We start from the raw sequence: 16,498 nt of genomic DNA, 5'->3' as shown, positions 1-16,498 counted from the left end.
TCGGTGGTGCATCACCAGCAAAAATATGACAAAAATTATACTCGCACGCTTGCATAAACCATAGAAATCCGTGCGGCACATTTTGCATAATGCTCGAAATGACTGCTTCGATATTCTCTTTAAAAATCTTGCGGTCCGCCGCCGCGGTCATATTGTGCGGATTGCCGCCCACTTGCTTGACGTTTCGTCTTTTTTGGCTCCATATAGCAAAGGTACAGCTAAATCGAAAAATAAAATTTAAGTAATAAGAAAACAACAAGACATTGGTACTCCATTTTGGGCGATACACACCGCACTGCGACTTCCCTTGATTGGTCTTCTATCTCACAAATGTCAGTCTTTATCCTCATACGATACAAACTCATAGGTAGCGTTGCCACCAGATACATTAAATTTCAAAAAGCCCCTTGAACCGTGTGTATTACCGCGCCATGATGGTCGGCCAGCGATGGATCCCCCAGTGATGTAGTGCGTTTTTCCCGCTATGTTTAAGTCCTCAAACCAGTGAATGTGTCCTTGAAGAACAAACTTGAGGTTATGGTCTTTAAAAAGCGCCAAGACTTCATTACGGTTAGCCACTGGGGGCTGAGAGAGATAGCCGTTTTGTGGAGGATACAAGTCATGGTAAGTTGTCACCAAAGGAATATGGGCGACCACCACCACGGGGGTTTCGGGCTTTATGGAACTGAGGTCATTTTTTATCCATTTTAACTGACCTTCATCCACTCTCCCTATGTACTTGTAGTTATCTACATCCAACACGTTTAAGACCATAAAATGCCATCCTTTGTGGTTAAATGAATAGTAGGGATCACCAAAATATCGCTTAAACATGCCCAGTTTATAGTCGGGATGCGAGGAATCCTCTGGGCTTTCCTCGTAAATTCCAAAGAGATCGTGGTTTCCTACGCAATTGTAAACTGGGACTTTAAATCTACGGGTCTGGCTTAGGTAATAGGTAAAAAGAGAATCTCCTTTTGCCCGATTCCCCCGCATGATGTCAAAAATCTGGTCTCCACCCGAAAGCACAAAATCAGGTTTTAGTTGCTCTATTCGTTGTACTACTTTATTGAATGCTTTTTCTACGACGGGGTCGGGGCGTAGGTGCATATCAGTCATAAAAACGAAAGAAAAGTTGCCGTTTTGAGCCGAAACTGCATCTAAACAAAGACAGTAAACCAAAACAAGTAGAAAGTGCTTCATCATGAGAATGCCATTTTTAAAGGTATAACTGAAAAAAGCACGGTTCAGGCTATCTATTTCACCCCAAACCTCACTCCTTTCATCGCCTCTTCCTTCATAAAAGGCTGGTTGTAAAGGCGTTTGCCCGTAGCTTTGAAAAAGGCATTGGCAAAGGCAGCAGCGGCAGGCGGTAGGGCGGGTTCACCCAAACCCGTGGGGTTGATGGCGCTGTCCATAAAATGCACCTCCACGGCGGGGATTTCGTTGATGCGTATCAAGCGGTAGGTATTAAAGTTTTGTTGGTTGGGGATACCGTCTTTGAGCGTTACTTCGCCATATAAGGCGTGCCCCAAGCCGTCGATGATGCCACCTTGCACTTGCTGGTACGCGCCGCTGAGGTTCACGACCACGCCGCAAGAAAGCCGTGAAAAAACTTTATGAGTTGCTGACTGAAAATTAACGTTTTTGTCCTTGGTGGTGAAAATACCGCCAAGCGTATTTGTTACTTATATATACTCATTTTGTGCATATTCTTCCGGATAAACCACACTATAATTGCGTAAACTCATTGCATCCTTAGAAAAAAAACATATTTGAACTGCAGGCAATAAATCTAAGTATTGAGGCTTATTTGGCTCAAATAGTACATTGACATTATAATCAGAATTAAACCCCTTGCTTTTAAGTCCATTGGCTCTTACAGCTACGTAATCAAAACTTTTTAGTGTTCCTTTCAAAAAAGCAAGTATTGTTTTGACAGTAGTCCTATTAGTTATGAGCCCTTTGCCTTTCATTATTTCATACGTTTGTTTGAGCCATTGCAGATGCTCTAAGTTTCCAAACAGATCAAAGCACTCATTATCGTTGAAGTCACAAACAGCTTTGCAAATAATGTAACCGCTTGAGTATTGGCGCACTTCTTTGCCCCACCAGTGGGCATTTTCTATTAATGTATCCCAAAAATAGTAACCATTGCCCAGCCACGTATTTTCCCAGTGACACGCATAGGGGCCATTAGTTTCGAGGCGGTCTAAGTCGCTATTGCGGTCTTCTAACGTCTGATATACAATCCTAATACTCAATGTTGTTGGCTATTTTTGAGTGGTGTTGTTTTTTAGACTACCCTCCAAACCGGAAAGGTTGAGTGTGGGGATGATTACACCAGGTACATTAGCTTGGGTAGTGACTAAACTTACATAAGCCCTCACATAAGGAAATAGAATAGCGATAGCATTGCGATAGAAGTAGTCAGGGATGGCTTCGTAGGAAGAAAGATTTTCAAAATTAAACCAGCCCTTGCACTGTACCAACACAAAGGGGGCCGTCTGGCCTTGCACAAAAATAGTCACAACAAATGTTAGTTCGTAAACACTCTCTTGGTTGATGTAAGCTCCTTTGGGGTCGAAATCAAGAAGTAAATCGTTAGAAGTATGCTGTGTGAGGTCAATGTTTACTTTTTCAAATTGATAATTGGTAAGGGTAAATGCTGCCTTTTCCATTGATGTTGATTGATTTTACATAAAAAAAGCCCGAAGAACTCTTCGGGCTTGGCGTACTTAACGAAAACTGGTGCGATGGCCTTTTCATAGGATCACTCGACTGCAACTGATACAAATGGCAGTGGGTCAAAAAATCCTCTATGGTAGGCCCTACATTATTTTCTTCGTTATCGTACTTAGCCCAATTGTCAAAGATAATGTCTTGGGGCGTAGCCTCAAAATACTTCTTCAATTCTTCCAAAAAATTAGACATGACACTGTGAGTTTATACTACTATCAATGATAAAATATCCTATCTATCAAACGTCAAATGATGTAAGATAGTTTGATAAGTGGGCGCAAATGTAATAAATATTACAATAGCTACAATCAATCTAAGAAAACATTTAACAATGTCACTTTTCTGATTGTCAATATCTTATATTATTTTCATTTATTCTAATACACACTGTCATGGAACACGATGATTTTTTTACACTTGGTGGTGTCTGCACCGCCAAGCCCCATGAAGTTGTTAAAAAACACCGCACGGGCACGATATCGCTCGGGCAGCCTCAGCCGCTGCGGGCCCCGCAACTCCGGCAGAGAAGGTCCCAGATTCCGACCCGAAAGCGTTCGGATCAGAATGACAAATCTATGATGATAGATATTAACTGCTTTGACCAAACCTCACTCCTTTCATCGCCTCTTCTTTCATAAAAGGTTGGTTATAAAGCCTTTTGCCCGTGGCTTTGAAAAAGGCATTGGCAAAAGCAGCGGCGGCGGGTGGAAGGGCGGGTTCACCCAAACCCGTGGGGTTGATGGCACTGTCCACAAAATGCACCTCCACGGCGGGAATTTCGTTGATGCGTATCAGGCGGTAGGTATCAAAATTTTGTTGGTTAGGGACACCATCTTTGAGCGTTACTTCGCCATAAAAGGCGTGCCCCAAGCCGTCGATGATGCCGCCTTGCACTTGCTGGTACGCGCCGCTGAGGTTGACCACTACCCCACAGTCCACCGCTGCAATCACCTTTCGCAACACTATACGACCCTTTACCTTCTCTATTTCAGCTACTTGTGCAATGTACGAGCCGTGCGAAAAATAGGCACTAAAACCTTGATAAACGTTTTTCTTTTTGCCCCAATTCGATTTTTCGGCCACCAGTTTTATCACTCCTTTCATCCGTTCAATGTCATATTTTACCGCCCCAACGGGTTCTTTTTGGGCTTTTTCGAGGTATTCCAAACGGTATTCGATGGGATCGCGGTGGGCGGCGGTGGCAATTTCATCAAAAAAAGACTGCTCGGCAAACCCCAAAAAATTCTCGGAAGGTGCCCGCCACGGACTCGTCGTCACGGGGGACTTGTGGTCGATAGAGTCCACCTGAAAATTTGGCACTGCACCCGCTGGGAAATGGTCAGGACGCGTGCTATTGCCCGAGTTGACACCCACGCCCCGCATTCGGTAGCCTATCCAATTGCCTTTTGCGTCTAGTGCCGCCTCAAAACGATAGCGCATTGCGGGTCGGTATTGCCCACCTTGCATGTCGTCTTCGCGCGTCCACATGAGCTTGACGGGTGCTTTGACCAAACTCGACAATTCGGCAGCTTCCATCGAATAATCCGAGCGCTGTCGGCGGCCAAAACCACCGCCCATACGCGTCATTTCTAAGGTAACTTTCTCAACATCAACGCCCAATAGTTTTGCTACATTTTTTCGGGTATCTTCGGGCAATTGGGCAGGGCCAATCAGTTCAACGCCGTCTTGTTTCACGTGCGCAAAGAAATTCATGGGTTCCATGCAAGCGTGAGACAAAAAAGGCGCTTGGTATTCGCGGGTAATAACTTTGGGGGCTGTTTTCAATACAGCCTCTACATCACCCTCTTTGCGCGACGGTTTTACGTCTGATTTTTCCAGCATTTGTTTCATAATGCGGTCGTGGTCAGCCGTGCTTTCTACCGCTTCGTCGGGCTCGTAAGTTACTTTTAGTACCTTGCGGGCGTTCATTACTTGCCACGTGGACTTGCCCAACACCGCTACTTTGTTCTTAAACACAATCACTTCCACAACACCAGGCATGGCTTTGGCCGCCGCCGTTTCGACCGATTTTATTTTTGCGCCAAACGGAGGGCGTTCAATCATCGCCAACAACATCCCTTCCCGATAAATGTCCAAGCCATAGATTGGTTTTCCCGTAATGATGTCTGCGTTATCGACGTTGTGAATGGGTTTACCGACCAGTTTATAGTCTTTTTTCTCCTTAAACTTTACTTCTGTCGGTACGGGTAAAGTAGCCGCTTCGGTGGCTAATTCACCGTAAGTTAGTTTACGACCCGATTCTTTGTGCCACACCCAGCCATTGTTTGTCATCAACGTATAGTGAGCTACGTTCCAACGTTTGGAGGCGGCTTCCATGAGCATCCATCGCGCAGTGGCGCCTGCTTTGCGAAGCCGATCCCACGAATGCTGCATGGCGCCACTCCCCGCCGTGGCTTGGCGGTTGAATTTTTTGGTATCCAAATGGGCTTGAACGATTTTCACGTTCTTCCAATCGGCGTCCAATTCTTCGGCCACAATCATCGGAAAAGCCGTTTTGATATTTTGGCCTACTTCTGGATTTGGGGCAAAAATAGTGATGACATTATCGGGAGAAATGGAAAGGTAACTGTTGAAACTCACCTCCGCAGGCAACGTCGCTGCCACCGAATCATTTCCCCGAAAACTCAGTAAAATACCCCCTCCCATCATGGTGGAAGCCTTTATAAAACCCCTACGGTTCAATTTGTTAGACATGGTGTGTACGAAATATAGTACTTTTTAATTTTGACCAAAAACCTTCAGTTGTCGCATCGACCACGGAACCTCATCGCTGTCTTGGGCCAAGTCTTCGTTGAGTTTTAGGCGTACAAACTTGGTTTTAACATTGCCCAAAGAAACTACATTTTCCCCTTCTTTTCCCTTCAACTGGACCAAGGACTCCTTCCAAGTTGCCCCATCAGACGACGTCTCAACGGTATAAGCCCTTGGGTAAGACTGAACCATCGGAGGTGGAGTTTGGGGAGCTTTGGGGTTGCGTTGCCAGCCTTTTTTGATACTGGCAGGTGCCACAAATTGCAGTTCGGTTAAGTTCACTTCTTTTGGAAACTCAATTTGGTACCACATTCCTTTGGACTGACGACCACCCGTGGTCCAACCTTCGTACGTAAAAGCACTTTGAGGAGAGACATTTCCCCCAATACGGGTCGAAGTGGTGTGGCTCGCCGTTATTTTCCAACTTTCTTGTGGTTGCAGTTCGTGCGGCACGGTTTTTATTAATTTTTCGTACGGATACATCCCTTTTTGATCGGCCGTTTTAGCCCGAATGCTCGACACTTGCTGCGGCGTCACCAACGATGCGTCGTTCGACAACCCATTTCTGATGTACGAAATGACATCAGCGACCCATTCGTCCGAATGTTCTTTCATCGAAGTCATCATTCCGCCCGCATAGGTTTTTCCGTCAATCGCCCCTTCCATTCCGTGCAAAACTACCCGAACAGCGTACTCGGGATGCGACTGAATACGGGCTGAACCTGCCAATGCTGGCGCAATCAACTTACCGTTTCCTGCGGGCGTTCCTTGGCCATTGTTACCATGACATTGAGAGCACAACTCACTGTAAATCATCAATCCTCTATCCAAAGAAGCCTGTTGTTCTTTGTTCAGCGCTCCCCCACCAAACGGCCCCATGTTTCTTGCTTTTGGGGGTTCAATGATTTGCGAACCTACCAGTTTTACGCCCGCTGCATTGTTTTTTTCCATGGCGGCCTTGATGCCGCTTTCCATGTTTGGCAACTTCAAAAACTTGGCCGTCATCATGGCTTGAATTACCACGTTGGCATCGGGGTCGTTGAGTAAACTAGCATAAGCCGTTTCTAGGCTTTTTTCGCCTGCTTTATAAAGCGTTTCACTGGCACGAATGGCCTGAATACGGACGCGCGGATTGAGGTCTTGCATCAACTTTTGCACCAAATTCACTTTCAACGCTCCCAATCCTTCCAGCGACCACAACGCGTGAAAGCGGGCGACGACACTCTTGCTAGTCAGGGCCATAGAAGTCAAGGCTGGTACCACCGAAAGGTCTTTTTTGAGTACGATTAACTGTTGAGCGGCATCGCGACGCCAGCCATTGGGGTGCTCCAAATGTTTGACCAAAGCCGCCGAATTTTCGTTAAGCATTTTGGGTGCTGCTTTATCGCGTTCTTTTCCGTCGTAGGTAACGCGCCAAATTCGACCCAGTCCCACCACTTTGTCCAGTTGATATTGCTCAATTTTGGTACGGAGGTACGTTCCTTTTTGGGTCCATTGCCCTTCCTGAATAATGCCGTGGTACATATCCACAATATACATCGTTCCATCGGGGGCAGTGGCCATATCAACAGGACGAAAAAGCGGGTCGGTAGAGCGTAAAAACTCCGATTTTTGGTCTTGGAAAGCATTGTGCAGCGTTGTCAATCCTTCCGTGACGACGGGGTTGATTTGGCGAACAATTCGCGCAACGGGTTCACCATAAAAATACTGTCCTTTGATATTTTCGGGCAAACGATCACCGCGATACACGTCATTTCCTGCCGCACCCGTCACCCGATTGAGCGAACCATCAGGCTGACGCACTTCGTCCATTCCACCCTGCATATCTGCTAGTTTGACGGGCGCTCCCCACGGTACATCAAATCCTTTGGCAAATTCGTTGGGAACGTCAAAATTGCCGTAATGAATCGGAAACTGAAAGTACGAAGGCAAGCCACTTGCCCCACCCTGAAACCACAACTTCCCATCATCGTCGTGCGTAACGCCCCATTGGGCACGGTTGAAGCCCGTTTTTTCACGAATCACCCCATTGGGCGTTTCCCGCACCCGAAAAGCGTTGACGGTACTGTATAGCCAGTTGTCCATGCCATAATACATAAACGCCTGTTGGTGCTCCACATTCCCCGACCGACCGTATTTGGTGGTAAAAAGTTCTTTTTTATCGGCCTTACCATCGCCGTTGGTATCGGTGTATTTATACACGTTATCGGCATCCGATTCCATGGTAAGGATGCAATCTTTGCCGTAGGGCAGCACAAAACGCGGAAAGATTAAATTGTCCAAAAAAGTCGTCCCTGACTCATACACGCCATCGTTGTTTTTGTCTTCCCAACGAGAAATGCGACTGGTCGGCTCTAGCTCGTTTTTTGAATCAGCGTCGAGCATGTACGAACGTAGTTCCAAGACATACATACGTCCGTTGCCATCAAAGGCAATGGCACCTGGTTGCTGAATGGCAGGTTCGGTCAACACAGGCTCAATGCGGTAACCTGGCGGCAGTAAAAACCGACTTTGCTCCTCAGCCACACCGAGCGGTCGAACGGGGGCTTTGGGTTCTAAATCAATCCCTTTCCAATCTTCGCTTTCGGGGTCAACCCCAGGCGGCAGCTTTACTTTGGTCAAGGTATCCGATTGATTTTCGTACACCTTTTTCAGCAATTCATTAGGGGGAACAGAAACCATGAAAGAGCAAAAAGCAAGTGCTAAACAGGCACTTACCAAGCCTAGTTTTAACGTAGAGGTTTGCATACAACTTTGGGTTTTTCAAGTTGTACGTATAAGCCTAAATGGGTCAAAATCTACTAATTAGGATACATACGTTGAAAGTGGATAGCTTGGTGACATGCTTCAGGCGAAACACGGCCAATTCCTGAGGCAGCTCCTGTAACGAGCACCACTTTGTTTTCAAATCGTTTCATTTATTTTTGTAAAAATTTAAAGTTATGAGTGAAATTACAAGCCTTTCACAATTAGACCTTTCCAACGACAAATACACCTATGCCGACTATCTTTCGTGGAAGTTTGAGCAGACAGTTGAGTTAATCAAAGGCAAAATTTTCCCAATGTCTGGCCCAAGTCGTAGGCATCAAAAAATATCTTGGACGTTGACATTAACAATTGGAACCGCATTTAGGAACCATCGTTGTGAAGCGTATGCTGCTCCTTTCGACGTTCGGCTATACGACAAACGTAAGGCTGCCAAAGGAGATAAAAATGTATACAGCGTTGTCCAACCTGATATTTGTATTATTTGTGATTTAGACAAACTCGACGATAGAGGCTGCAACGGTGCACCTGATTTGGTGATTGAAATACTTTCGCCAGGCAATTCTTCCAAAGAAATGAAACTCAAAAAAGACCTTTACGAGGAAAATGGCGTACGAGAATACCTTATCATTGACCCTGAACACGAAAACGCTTTCCAGTTTCATTTGACCGAAGCAGAGGTGTACAGCCCTGCCACCATTTATGTGGATGACGAGGTGTTGACGAGTGTCATTTTTCCCGATTTACAACTCAACCTCAAGGAAGTTTTTAGTGCTTCATAATGAATCATACATTCCTCCAACGCCATCCCGTTCACCACAAAAATAGCCGTACCGTCTTCGGTATGGCATGTTACGACGCGTCGAATGGGGTTAGTCATATATTTTGCAGAGAACTAGGTTGATTTCTCACAAAAGTATATTTCTTTCTTGGGAAGGTACTATACAAAAAACGGCAGAATATTGACAAAATCAGGCAAAAGTCACGTTTATCCCTCTAGCCATCGCAAAAACTCCGACGCTTTTGCCTTACTGACAATGATGGTTTCTGGGGTTGGGTGCACCAAGTGAACCACCAATTTACGGGCGAAATATTGCTCAATTTCTCGAACAAAAGCACGGTTAATGATAAATTGGCGGTTGGCCCGATAAAAATTTGCACCATCCACCATTTTTTCAACCTCATCTAATGTGTAGTTTATACTCAACTCTTTACCCTCAAACCAAATGACCGTCGCATGTTTAGAAGAGTAAAAATAAGAGATTTGTTGAAAACTAATCGGAATAATTTTATCTCTATAACTCACCAGAACAACCTGCTTTCTGGGCTTTTGAAGTTGGGCAAGTAATTGTTTAAGTGGTTCAATTCCTCCTTCAGATTGGCGCAATTTTTGAATTTTTTCTATCGATTTTCGAACGTCTGATTCGCTAAAAGGCTTCACTAAATAATCTATTCCATTGGCTTTAAAAGCTTGTAACGCATACTGGTCATACGCAGTACAAAAAACAACTGGACAAACGGGCATTTTTGCTTCATAAATTTCAAAACTTAATCCGTCTGCAATTTCAATATCTGAGAAAATTATATCTGGAAAACCTATTTCTTCAAAATACGTCAATCCCATTTCGACTGAGTCAATGATTTCAAGTACTTCAAATTGAGTATCAATTTTTTTAAGTATTTTTTTTAGATTGGCAGCCGCCTTAGGCTCATCTTCGACAATGACAATTTTCATGCAAATGGAATTTTTACAATAAATTCTTTTTCAGTCATTTCTACTATGACTTCTTTTTGAGTTAATAACTTAGAACGATTATTAAGATTTTGTAGTCCAATCTTGGTCGATTCTTCTCTATTCCTTTTGGTTTGCAAATTATTTTTCACTACCAATTGATGTTCAGTCTCATAAACATAAATATTAAGTGGTTTTCCCCTCGAAATCACGTTATGTTTCACTGCATTTTCAATGAGTAATTGAAGTGAAATAGCAGGAATCTTCCGTTCCAATGTTTTCGGCAAAAGGTTAATTTCAAGTGAAATATTATCTTCAAAACGGTTTTTAAGCATAAAAAAATACGCCTGAACAATCTTCATTTCCTCTCGTACTGTCACCAAATTCGACTCTGAGCTGTCTAGGAAATACCGATAAACTTCTGAAAGCTTGATGAGATATTCAACACTATTATCGTCTTTCTCTTCCAGCATCGCCTTGAGTGTATTGAGTGAGTTAAAAAGAAAATGGGGGTTAAGTTGTGATTTTAACTGTGAAAGTTGAGTCTCTAACTGACTCCTTTTAAGTCGCTCATTTTCGGCTTCTACCTCTTTGAATTTACTAAATATTATTGTGGAATATAAAAAAGTAATAATCAACAAATTAACTACTACACCTCTAAAACCTATACCTACAGGCTTAACACCTTTAATCTCGTCAAAAATCCCCAACGAATCTGAAATAAACATCATAGAAAAATAAGCTATGACACTAGTAAACATCATAATAAAAAGATAAGCAAATCGTTGATTATATTTATTACTCAGGTAGGAGAAAAACAACAAATTTAAGACCCATAAACTTACTGAAAAAAGAAAGATTTGACCAAAATCAACCAAAAGCTGAAACCAACTACTCTGAGGACTACGAATCAACCAAAGTACTAAGTAAATAGATGCAACACTTAATGAACTAAGGACAATGATTTGTAGATATAGTTTTTTATGCATCATTTATTCATTGATTATTTTTCCGTCACGCATTTCGATGGTTCGATCTGATTTTAGAGCAAAATCATTATCGTGTGTAACCGCAATGATTGTTTGTTTATTAGATATTGCCAATTCTTGAAAAATATCAAACACAATTTGGGTATTTTTACTATCAAGATTTCCCGTCGGTTCGTCTCCCATGATAATCAGCGGGTCATTGATTAAGGCGCGGGCAATTGCCACCCGTTGTTGCTGTCCTCCTGAAAGTTTATTTGCAGGTTTTAGTGCTTGATCTTTCATTCCCAGCATTTCTAATTTTGAAAAAGCTCTATATTCAATTTCTTCCACACTCCATTTCCCCAAACGTAATGCAGGAAGCATTACATTTTTCAAACACGAAAACTCTTGTAAAAGATAATGAAACTGAAAAACAAAACCTATTTTTTCGTTTCTTACTTGCGCTAATTGGTCTAGGCTTTTATCAGTTACTCGCTGATTATCAATATATAATTCACCAGAATAATCGGTATCCATGGTTGACAAAATGTACAGCAAAGTTGATTTACCTGATCCAGATTTACCAACCATCGTCAAAAACTCCCCTTTACGAACTTCAAAGCAGACTTCTTTCAGAACCTGAAACTTTACAGGGTCATAAAAGTATTTTTCGACATTCTTAGTTTTCAATGCAATCTCCATCATGATGCTTTGTTTTATTTCCTAAAAATCGAAACTGGATCTACTTGAGCTGCCTTTCTGGCTGGTATAAACCCCGCCAAAAATGTAATTACAAACCCAAAAACGACTCCCTGAAAAAACTTATCAAACTCATAATCAATGGGAAAATAACCAATATCGCCACCGATATATACTTTTTTAAGCAGTTTAATCATAATGATTGCAACTGCAACTCCTAACGTGACCCCAATCATTCCAATGATTATGGCTTGCGAAACAAAAATACTTATGACGTCTTTCCCCTGAAAACCCATGGCTTTTAGGATGGCAATGTCGTTTATTTTCTGCGAAACCGTCATGTTAAGAATATTATAAATCCCAAACCCAGCAATAATAAGAATGGCCGTTGAGACAAATCCAATGATAATCGTTCGCATTCGAGCAGCGGCCATGGCAGTTTCGTTGGCACTTTCCCAATCTTCGGCCTGATAGGGAGTCAACGTTTGTAGTAAGTTACACACTCGTTTTGAGTATTTCGGGTTGTTAAGTTTCACGTTAATGTCGGTCACAAATGCCTCATTTTCTTTGAGCAACTGTTGGGCCGTTCTCAAATGAATAAACAGTTTTCCTTCATCTTCTCGTTTATTATTAAGTTGAAAGATACCGACAACTTTCAAATTTCGGCTGACCGCCTTTGAAGATAACACATTAATCTTGTCGCCAACTTTTAGACCAAGTTTTATTGCAATTCCTGCCCCAATAACCACATTATTGGTAGTTTGGTCCAGGTCATCTATACCTCCTTCAACCATGGCCGACTTAATGTCAAACAATTGGTCAGCCTCCTTCGGAATTATCCCTACTGCCCGAACCGACAACTGAGTCAGACCCATGTTTATAAAGACATTTTGAGTGACTTGGGGGGAAGCTATTATCACATTTTTTTGTTTATTAATCAACGAAATCACTTGGTTAGGGTTACTAATTTTAGGGCTCTTAGGTCGAATTTTGGGGTTTATCACCAAGTGGATTCTGACGGTATCTCTGACCAAGGGTTGGCTAAGTTGTTCATCGCTATAGACCCTCACATGCGGTGTCACTTTGAAAATGGCCTCATCAGATTTTTTCCCAAAACCCGCGAGCATCGAATTCATAAAAATATAAATGGCCATTCCGAGGAGCACGCCCAATGAAGCAACAGCAGTCAGCTTTTTATTACTGCTGATATAATTTATTGCTATTTCTCTGTTGATTTTTGGCATTTTATCTTGGTTTTAGGGGAAGAAGAATATCCTTTTCTGTAACACCCGAAATCACCTCAACATATTCGTTAGATACGATACCTGTCTCAACTTTCTGCTTTTCATTCGTTTCTTTGATGTTAACTAGGCTTCCAAAATCCAGATAATTTCTTGGAATAACCAATACGTTTTTTCGGCGGGCAACTTCAATATTTGCTTCAAGCTGAGTCCCAACAATCCTAAAGTTAGGTGGTGAAATAAATATGATTTTACACACAAACGACTGGCTTGTTTCATCGAACACTGGAAGAATTTCAGTCAACCTCCCTTCATAAACATCTGATTCACTGATATTTATTTTCATAAAAACTTTTTGTCCCACATGCACCTTTGAAATGTTGTTCTCATCTACATTTACCTTGGCAACAATAGAATCAGTATTCCCAATCATGGCCAAAACATCCCCTTTTCTCACAAAGTCACCCGCTTGCTTGTATCGTTTAAGAACCTTTCCACCAACTACTGCTCGGAGTTGATTATATGTTGCGTTGGTTTGGCTCAAATCATAGGCATTTTTCTGGGCGATTTTTTGCAATTGTGCCTGTTGTTGCAGGCTTTTGTACTGTTCCTTCAGGGCATTTAATGAACTTAAAGCATTTTGGGTCGCCAATACTGCATTTTCATATTCCACCTTGGCAATACTATTGGTTTCTCTTAATTGACGTAGTCGCTCCTCATGGAATGCCTCCTGTTGGTATTTTTTTTTTGCAAACTCAATATTACTTTCAGTTAATTTTAGAGAAGGCGCACTGTCTGTAAGGTTAAAATCTGCAATTGTCAATTGTTGGGTTGCCGATGCAGCATTAATGAGATTTGCCTTATTATCAATCTCTGCCAAAAGCGAATTTGGACTTACCTCATCATTTTCTTTAAAATATACCTTTACTAAATAACCATCCGATTGAGCTACCAATTGGTAACGTTCATCGGCTTCCAATACCCCTGTGGCGAAGACATATTCAGTGATGTCTTTCCGCTGAGGGCGCTTCTCTTCGGCAGAGTCACGGCTGCAAGCTGTCAATATTCCTCCAAGCAGCCCACAAAAAATTAAATTAAAACGTAGTTCCATCTTTCAAAATCTGTTGGCAATGTCAATTCTTGCTTTTGCATAAAAAACCGCACTAAGTACACTAAGGAGATTGGATTCGCTCATTATCAGCTCATTGTGCACCAACAATAGTTTATCAATTGCCAAAATACCAGCGTTATACTGGTTCAGGCTTTTTTCAAAATTTTCTTCTTTAAGTCTAAACATTGATTTTGCGTTGCGGTATTGCCCAAGTATTTTTTGGTATTCCAATTCCAATTGTCGGTTGCCCGAAAGAGTTTGAAATTGTTGGTGTTTTCGGTTTATCTCGGCCAATTGTGCATTCAACAGTGCCGACTTATAATTGGACAGTTTATTGACATTGGTAGGTAAATCCCAATGGATGCGTAAACCCCAATAGCTACTTGTTACAAGATTAGTGTTGGGGTCAAAAAAGCGATTATTGCTGTTGTTTTGCCAAGCAAAATTTGAAACAAACGACAATGTTGGGAGTTGCTGCCACTTGATCGACCTAAGCTCGGCCCTCAAAAACTGTTCTTGCAAAGAAGCATTCCGATCCAGCAAATCACTCCGAACAGTCAGGTTTGTTTCCCCAGAAAACGCTGTATTATCTTCCAATACGGCAGCAATTTCTAAAGAATCATTTGTATCACATAATACCTGTAATACAGCATATTGCAGGAGCGTCGCCACTTTCAACTGCTGAATTTTGTCCTCGATAGTGATGCTATTTACCTTGGCGTCGTTTAGGTCTTGCACCCTCACCAATCCTTTTTGGTATCGTTGTGTAATAATCCCGACAATAGAATCGGCTCTACCTTTGTTTTGCTCAAGCATCTTGATTTGCGCCTTATAACCAAGTATGTTATAATACCCAGCACCCACTTGATCAAGCAAGTTTTTTTCCACAATTTGCGCATTTGTCTCCGTGATTTTCTCATTTATTTTCGCCGATTGAATGCGCGCATAATTCCCCAGGTTCAAGACCTCAAATTGTGGAGAAAGACTGAAGTTTGCCACGTATTGTTGCCCCATCGTAATTTCTCGAAAAGTACCCGTAGGGCCACCAAAAACCTCGGCGGGTATAAAACTTACGGGCTGCTTTGAATTGTCAATCAGCGAGGCCACCGTAGGAATTCGAGGGTTGATGAAATTCCCTACCGCTGTTTTGGTGGTAAGCTGCGCTAATTCTCGTTGTTTTGCGTTCAAAACCAAAACAGAGCTGTGCTTTTGGGCATACTGGAGCAATTCTTCTAATTGATAAAAACGGACACTTGATTGTGCAAAACCACAGCTTACCCAAAAGCAACATAATAGCCCAAAAACACATTTTCGACCCCGACATTTTACTTTCTTTTCCATACTTTTGTATCACTCATCATGCCCATTTTTCCAGTAATTGCCACTGTATTGGGAGAAGTTAATAGTAATGTACATCGGATAGTTCGGTTTCTTTTGGGCAAAAAACACGTTCCATGATATGCTTTCCCATCAAATTTCAGGTTTTTAAAAACAACTTTTCCTTCCAACAAAGAATTTTCATCTTCGGTAATTTTTCCATCAATTCCAGCTTGTGTCTGATAAAACTCAATGCTTCGAGTACCATTTTCGTTTTGCCAATGACCAATGAGGGTAGTTTCTTCGGCGGGTTTAAAAGCTGCCAAAGTCATCATCAGAATAATAAATGCTGTTGCTTTCATTGCTTTATTTTGGTTTTATTTCAAAAAATTATCGAGTTCGTAAGACATATTTTAGCGATACGCTCAAGGAGGGCAGAACGGGTAAGAAATTTTGGTTTCTGATGGCACTGCTGATAATGGGTGAAATTTGGCTATCCAATATCCGATCTACCCGCCCATTATTTGAGTCAAAATCAAGGCGTATGGTTTGGCCGATTTTAACATCAAAAGAAAGCTGGGGTTCGATGGTTAGTCGCTGATTTAATCTTATTTTTCTCCCTACTTGCACTCCCATCATCATTAACCACAATGCAGGTTTCAGCGTGGTTTCGTCCAAAAAGCGGCTACCCCCTAGCAATTGATTCAACAAAAAATTATTGTCAAGTTGTGCTTCAATATCCCCCAGTCGGTCGGGAGCAAAAATAGAAATCATCCCGCGCGGACTATCTTGCTGCATTCCCACCTTTAAGTATCGAAATTGAGTACCTACATAAAAGGAAGAGAATTTTTCGGTAAAATGGAATTTCAAGCCTGCGGTATAACTCGAACCCTGCTGCAGATTATCTCGGATATAAACCGCGCGGGTGGTCGTGGTTCCAGAAGAAGTCAAACCAACCATCAACGACGTATGAATCACACCCATCTCTATCGAATACGCCCAGCGATTTAGGCGGTATTCGTAGCCAATATAAGAAGGCAATGGAAACCCAGCTCCTGCCGTCAGGTAATGCCATTCTTTATCGGGGGTAAATACAAAGGGTTTTCGTTGGGCAACACAAGGTTGCCCGACTAGAAAACAGAGCATGGTT

15 protein-coding genes and 1 pseudogene are annotated in these 16,498 nt (G+C 42.4%); 1 reads left to right on the top strand and 15 read right to left on the bottom strand.

Annotated elements, in window-relative coordinates; all coding sequences use genetic code 11:
- Positions 1–333: 333 nt before the first annotated feature.
- The 7 genes and pseudogenes from AC23N5_RS29050 to AC23N5_RS29020 form a co-directional block, all read right to left on the bottom strand.
- On the bottom strand, positions 334–1,206 hold the full coding sequence (locus AC23N5_RS29050; protein ID WP_487758201.1) for a metallophosphoesterase family protein: 873 nt from the start codon (positions 1,204–1,206) through the stop codon (positions 334–336).
- A gap of 50 nt (positions 1,207–1,256) precedes the next feature.
- A pseudogene (locus AC23N5_RS29045) lies at positions 1,257–1,619 on the bottom strand (molybdopterin cofactor-binding domain-containing protein); the annotation flags it as partial.
- 69 nt (positions 1,620–1,688) lie between these two features.
- On the bottom strand, positions 1,689–2,264 hold the full coding sequence (locus tag AC23N5_RS29040; RefSeq protein WP_487758200.1) for a hypothetical protein: 576 nt from the start codon (positions 2,262–2,264) through the stop codon (positions 1,689–1,691).
- Between the two features lie 9 nt (positions 2,265–2,273).
- Positions 2,274–2,681 carry a protein-export chaperone SecB gene (locus AC23N5_RS29035; RefSeq protein ID WP_183980325.1) on the bottom strand — a complete coding sequence of 136 codons (408 nt, stop codon included), beginning with the start codon at positions 2,679–2,681 and terminating at the stop codon, positions 2,274–2,276.
- Positions 2,641–2,934 carry a hypothetical protein gene (locus tag AC23N5_RS29030; protein ID WP_183980327.1) on the bottom strand — a complete coding sequence of 98 codons (294 nt, stop codon included), beginning with the start codon at positions 2,932–2,934 and terminating at the stop codon, positions 2,641–2,643. The genes AC23N5_RS29035 and AC23N5_RS29030 overlap by 41 nt, the downstream gene beginning before the upstream one ends.
- Positions 2,935–3,330: 396 nt before the next feature.
- On the bottom strand, positions 3,331–5,457 hold the full coding sequence (locus tag AC23N5_RS29025) for a xanthine dehydrogenase family protein molybdopterin-binding subunit (protein ID WP_487758199.1): 2,127 nt from the start codon (positions 5,455–5,457) through the stop codon (positions 3,331–3,333).
- A gap of 24 nt (positions 5,458–5,481) precedes the next feature.
- Positions 5,482–8,262 (bottom strand): DUF7133 domain-containing protein, encoded by a 2,781-nt coding sequence (locus AC23N5_RS29020; RefSeq protein ID WP_487758198.1) that lies wholly within the window; start codon positions 8,260–8,262, stop codon positions 5,482–5,484.
- Between the two features lie 194 nt (positions 8,263–8,456).
- Between AC23N5_RS29020 and AC23N5_RS29015 the strand changes: the two genes are divergently transcribed.
- Complete coding sequence (locus AC23N5_RS29015; protein WP_487758197.1) at positions 8,457–9,062, top strand: Uma2 family endonuclease; 606 nt, start codon at positions 8,457–8,459, stop codon at positions 9,060–9,062.
- 206 nt (positions 9,063–9,268) lie between these two features.
- Here AC23N5_RS29015 and AC23N5_RS29010 read toward each other — a convergent pair whose 3' ends face one another.
- The 8 genes from AC23N5_RS29010 to AC23N5_RS28975 are packed head-to-tail and all read right to left on the bottom strand — an operon-like array spanning position 9,269 to position 16,494.
- The gene (locus AC23N5_RS29010; RefSeq protein WP_487758196.1) at positions 9,269–10,015 is read right to left on the bottom strand and encodes a LytR/AlgR family response regulator transcription factor; all 747 of its coding nucleotides are present in this window, start codon (positions 10,013–10,015) and stop codon (positions 9,269–9,271) included.
- Positions 10,012–11,004, bottom strand: a complete 993-nt coding sequence (locus AC23N5_RS29005) for a sensor histidine kinase (RefSeq protein ID WP_487758195.1) — start codon at positions 11,002–11,004, stop codon at positions 10,012–10,014. The genes AC23N5_RS29010 and AC23N5_RS29005 overlap by 4 nt, the downstream gene beginning before the upstream one ends.
- Positions 11,005–11,685 (bottom strand): ABC transporter ATP-binding protein, encoded by a 681-nt coding sequence (locus tag AC23N5_RS29000; RefSeq protein WP_487758194.1) that lies wholly within the window; start codon positions 11,683–11,685, stop codon positions 11,005–11,007.
- An 11-nt stretch (positions 11,686–11,696) separates the two neighbouring features.
- Positions 11,697–12,923, bottom strand: a complete 1,227-nt coding sequence (locus AC23N5_RS28995) for an ABC transporter permease (protein WP_487758193.1) — start codon at positions 12,921–12,923, stop codon at positions 11,697–11,699.
- A 1-nt stretch (position 12,924) separates the two neighbouring features.
- Positions 12,925–14,031 (bottom strand): efflux RND transporter periplasmic adaptor subunit, encoded by a 1,107-nt coding sequence (locus AC23N5_RS28990; RefSeq protein WP_487758192.1) that lies wholly within the window; start codon positions 14,029–14,031, stop codon positions 12,925–12,927.
- 3 nt (positions 14,032–14,034) lie between these two features.
- Positions 14,035–15,372: a TolC family protein gene (locus AC23N5_RS28985; RefSeq protein WP_487758191.1), complete on the bottom strand. Its 1,338-nt coding sequence runs from the start codon at positions 15,370–15,372 to the stop codon at positions 14,035–14,037.
- A complete protein-coding gene (locus AC23N5_RS28980; protein ID WP_487758190.1) occupies positions 15,357–15,710 on the bottom strand; it encodes a DUF2147 domain-containing protein in 354 nt (117 codons plus the stop codon). The genes AC23N5_RS28985 and AC23N5_RS28980 overlap by 16 nt, the downstream gene beginning before the upstream one ends.
- Before the next feature lie 28 nt (positions 15,711–15,738).
- The gene (locus AC23N5_RS28975; protein ID WP_487758189.1) at positions 15,739–16,494 is read right to left on the bottom strand and encodes a hypothetical protein; all 756 of its coding nucleotides are present in this window, start codon (positions 16,492–16,494) and stop codon (positions 15,739–15,741) included.
- Positions 16,495–16,498 lie beyond the last annotated feature (4 nt).

This window comes from Runella sp. R5_40, from assembly GCF_057652295.1.
Note: the sequence above shows the minus strand (reverse complement) of the source record. Positions and strands in the feature narration are given on the sequence as shown.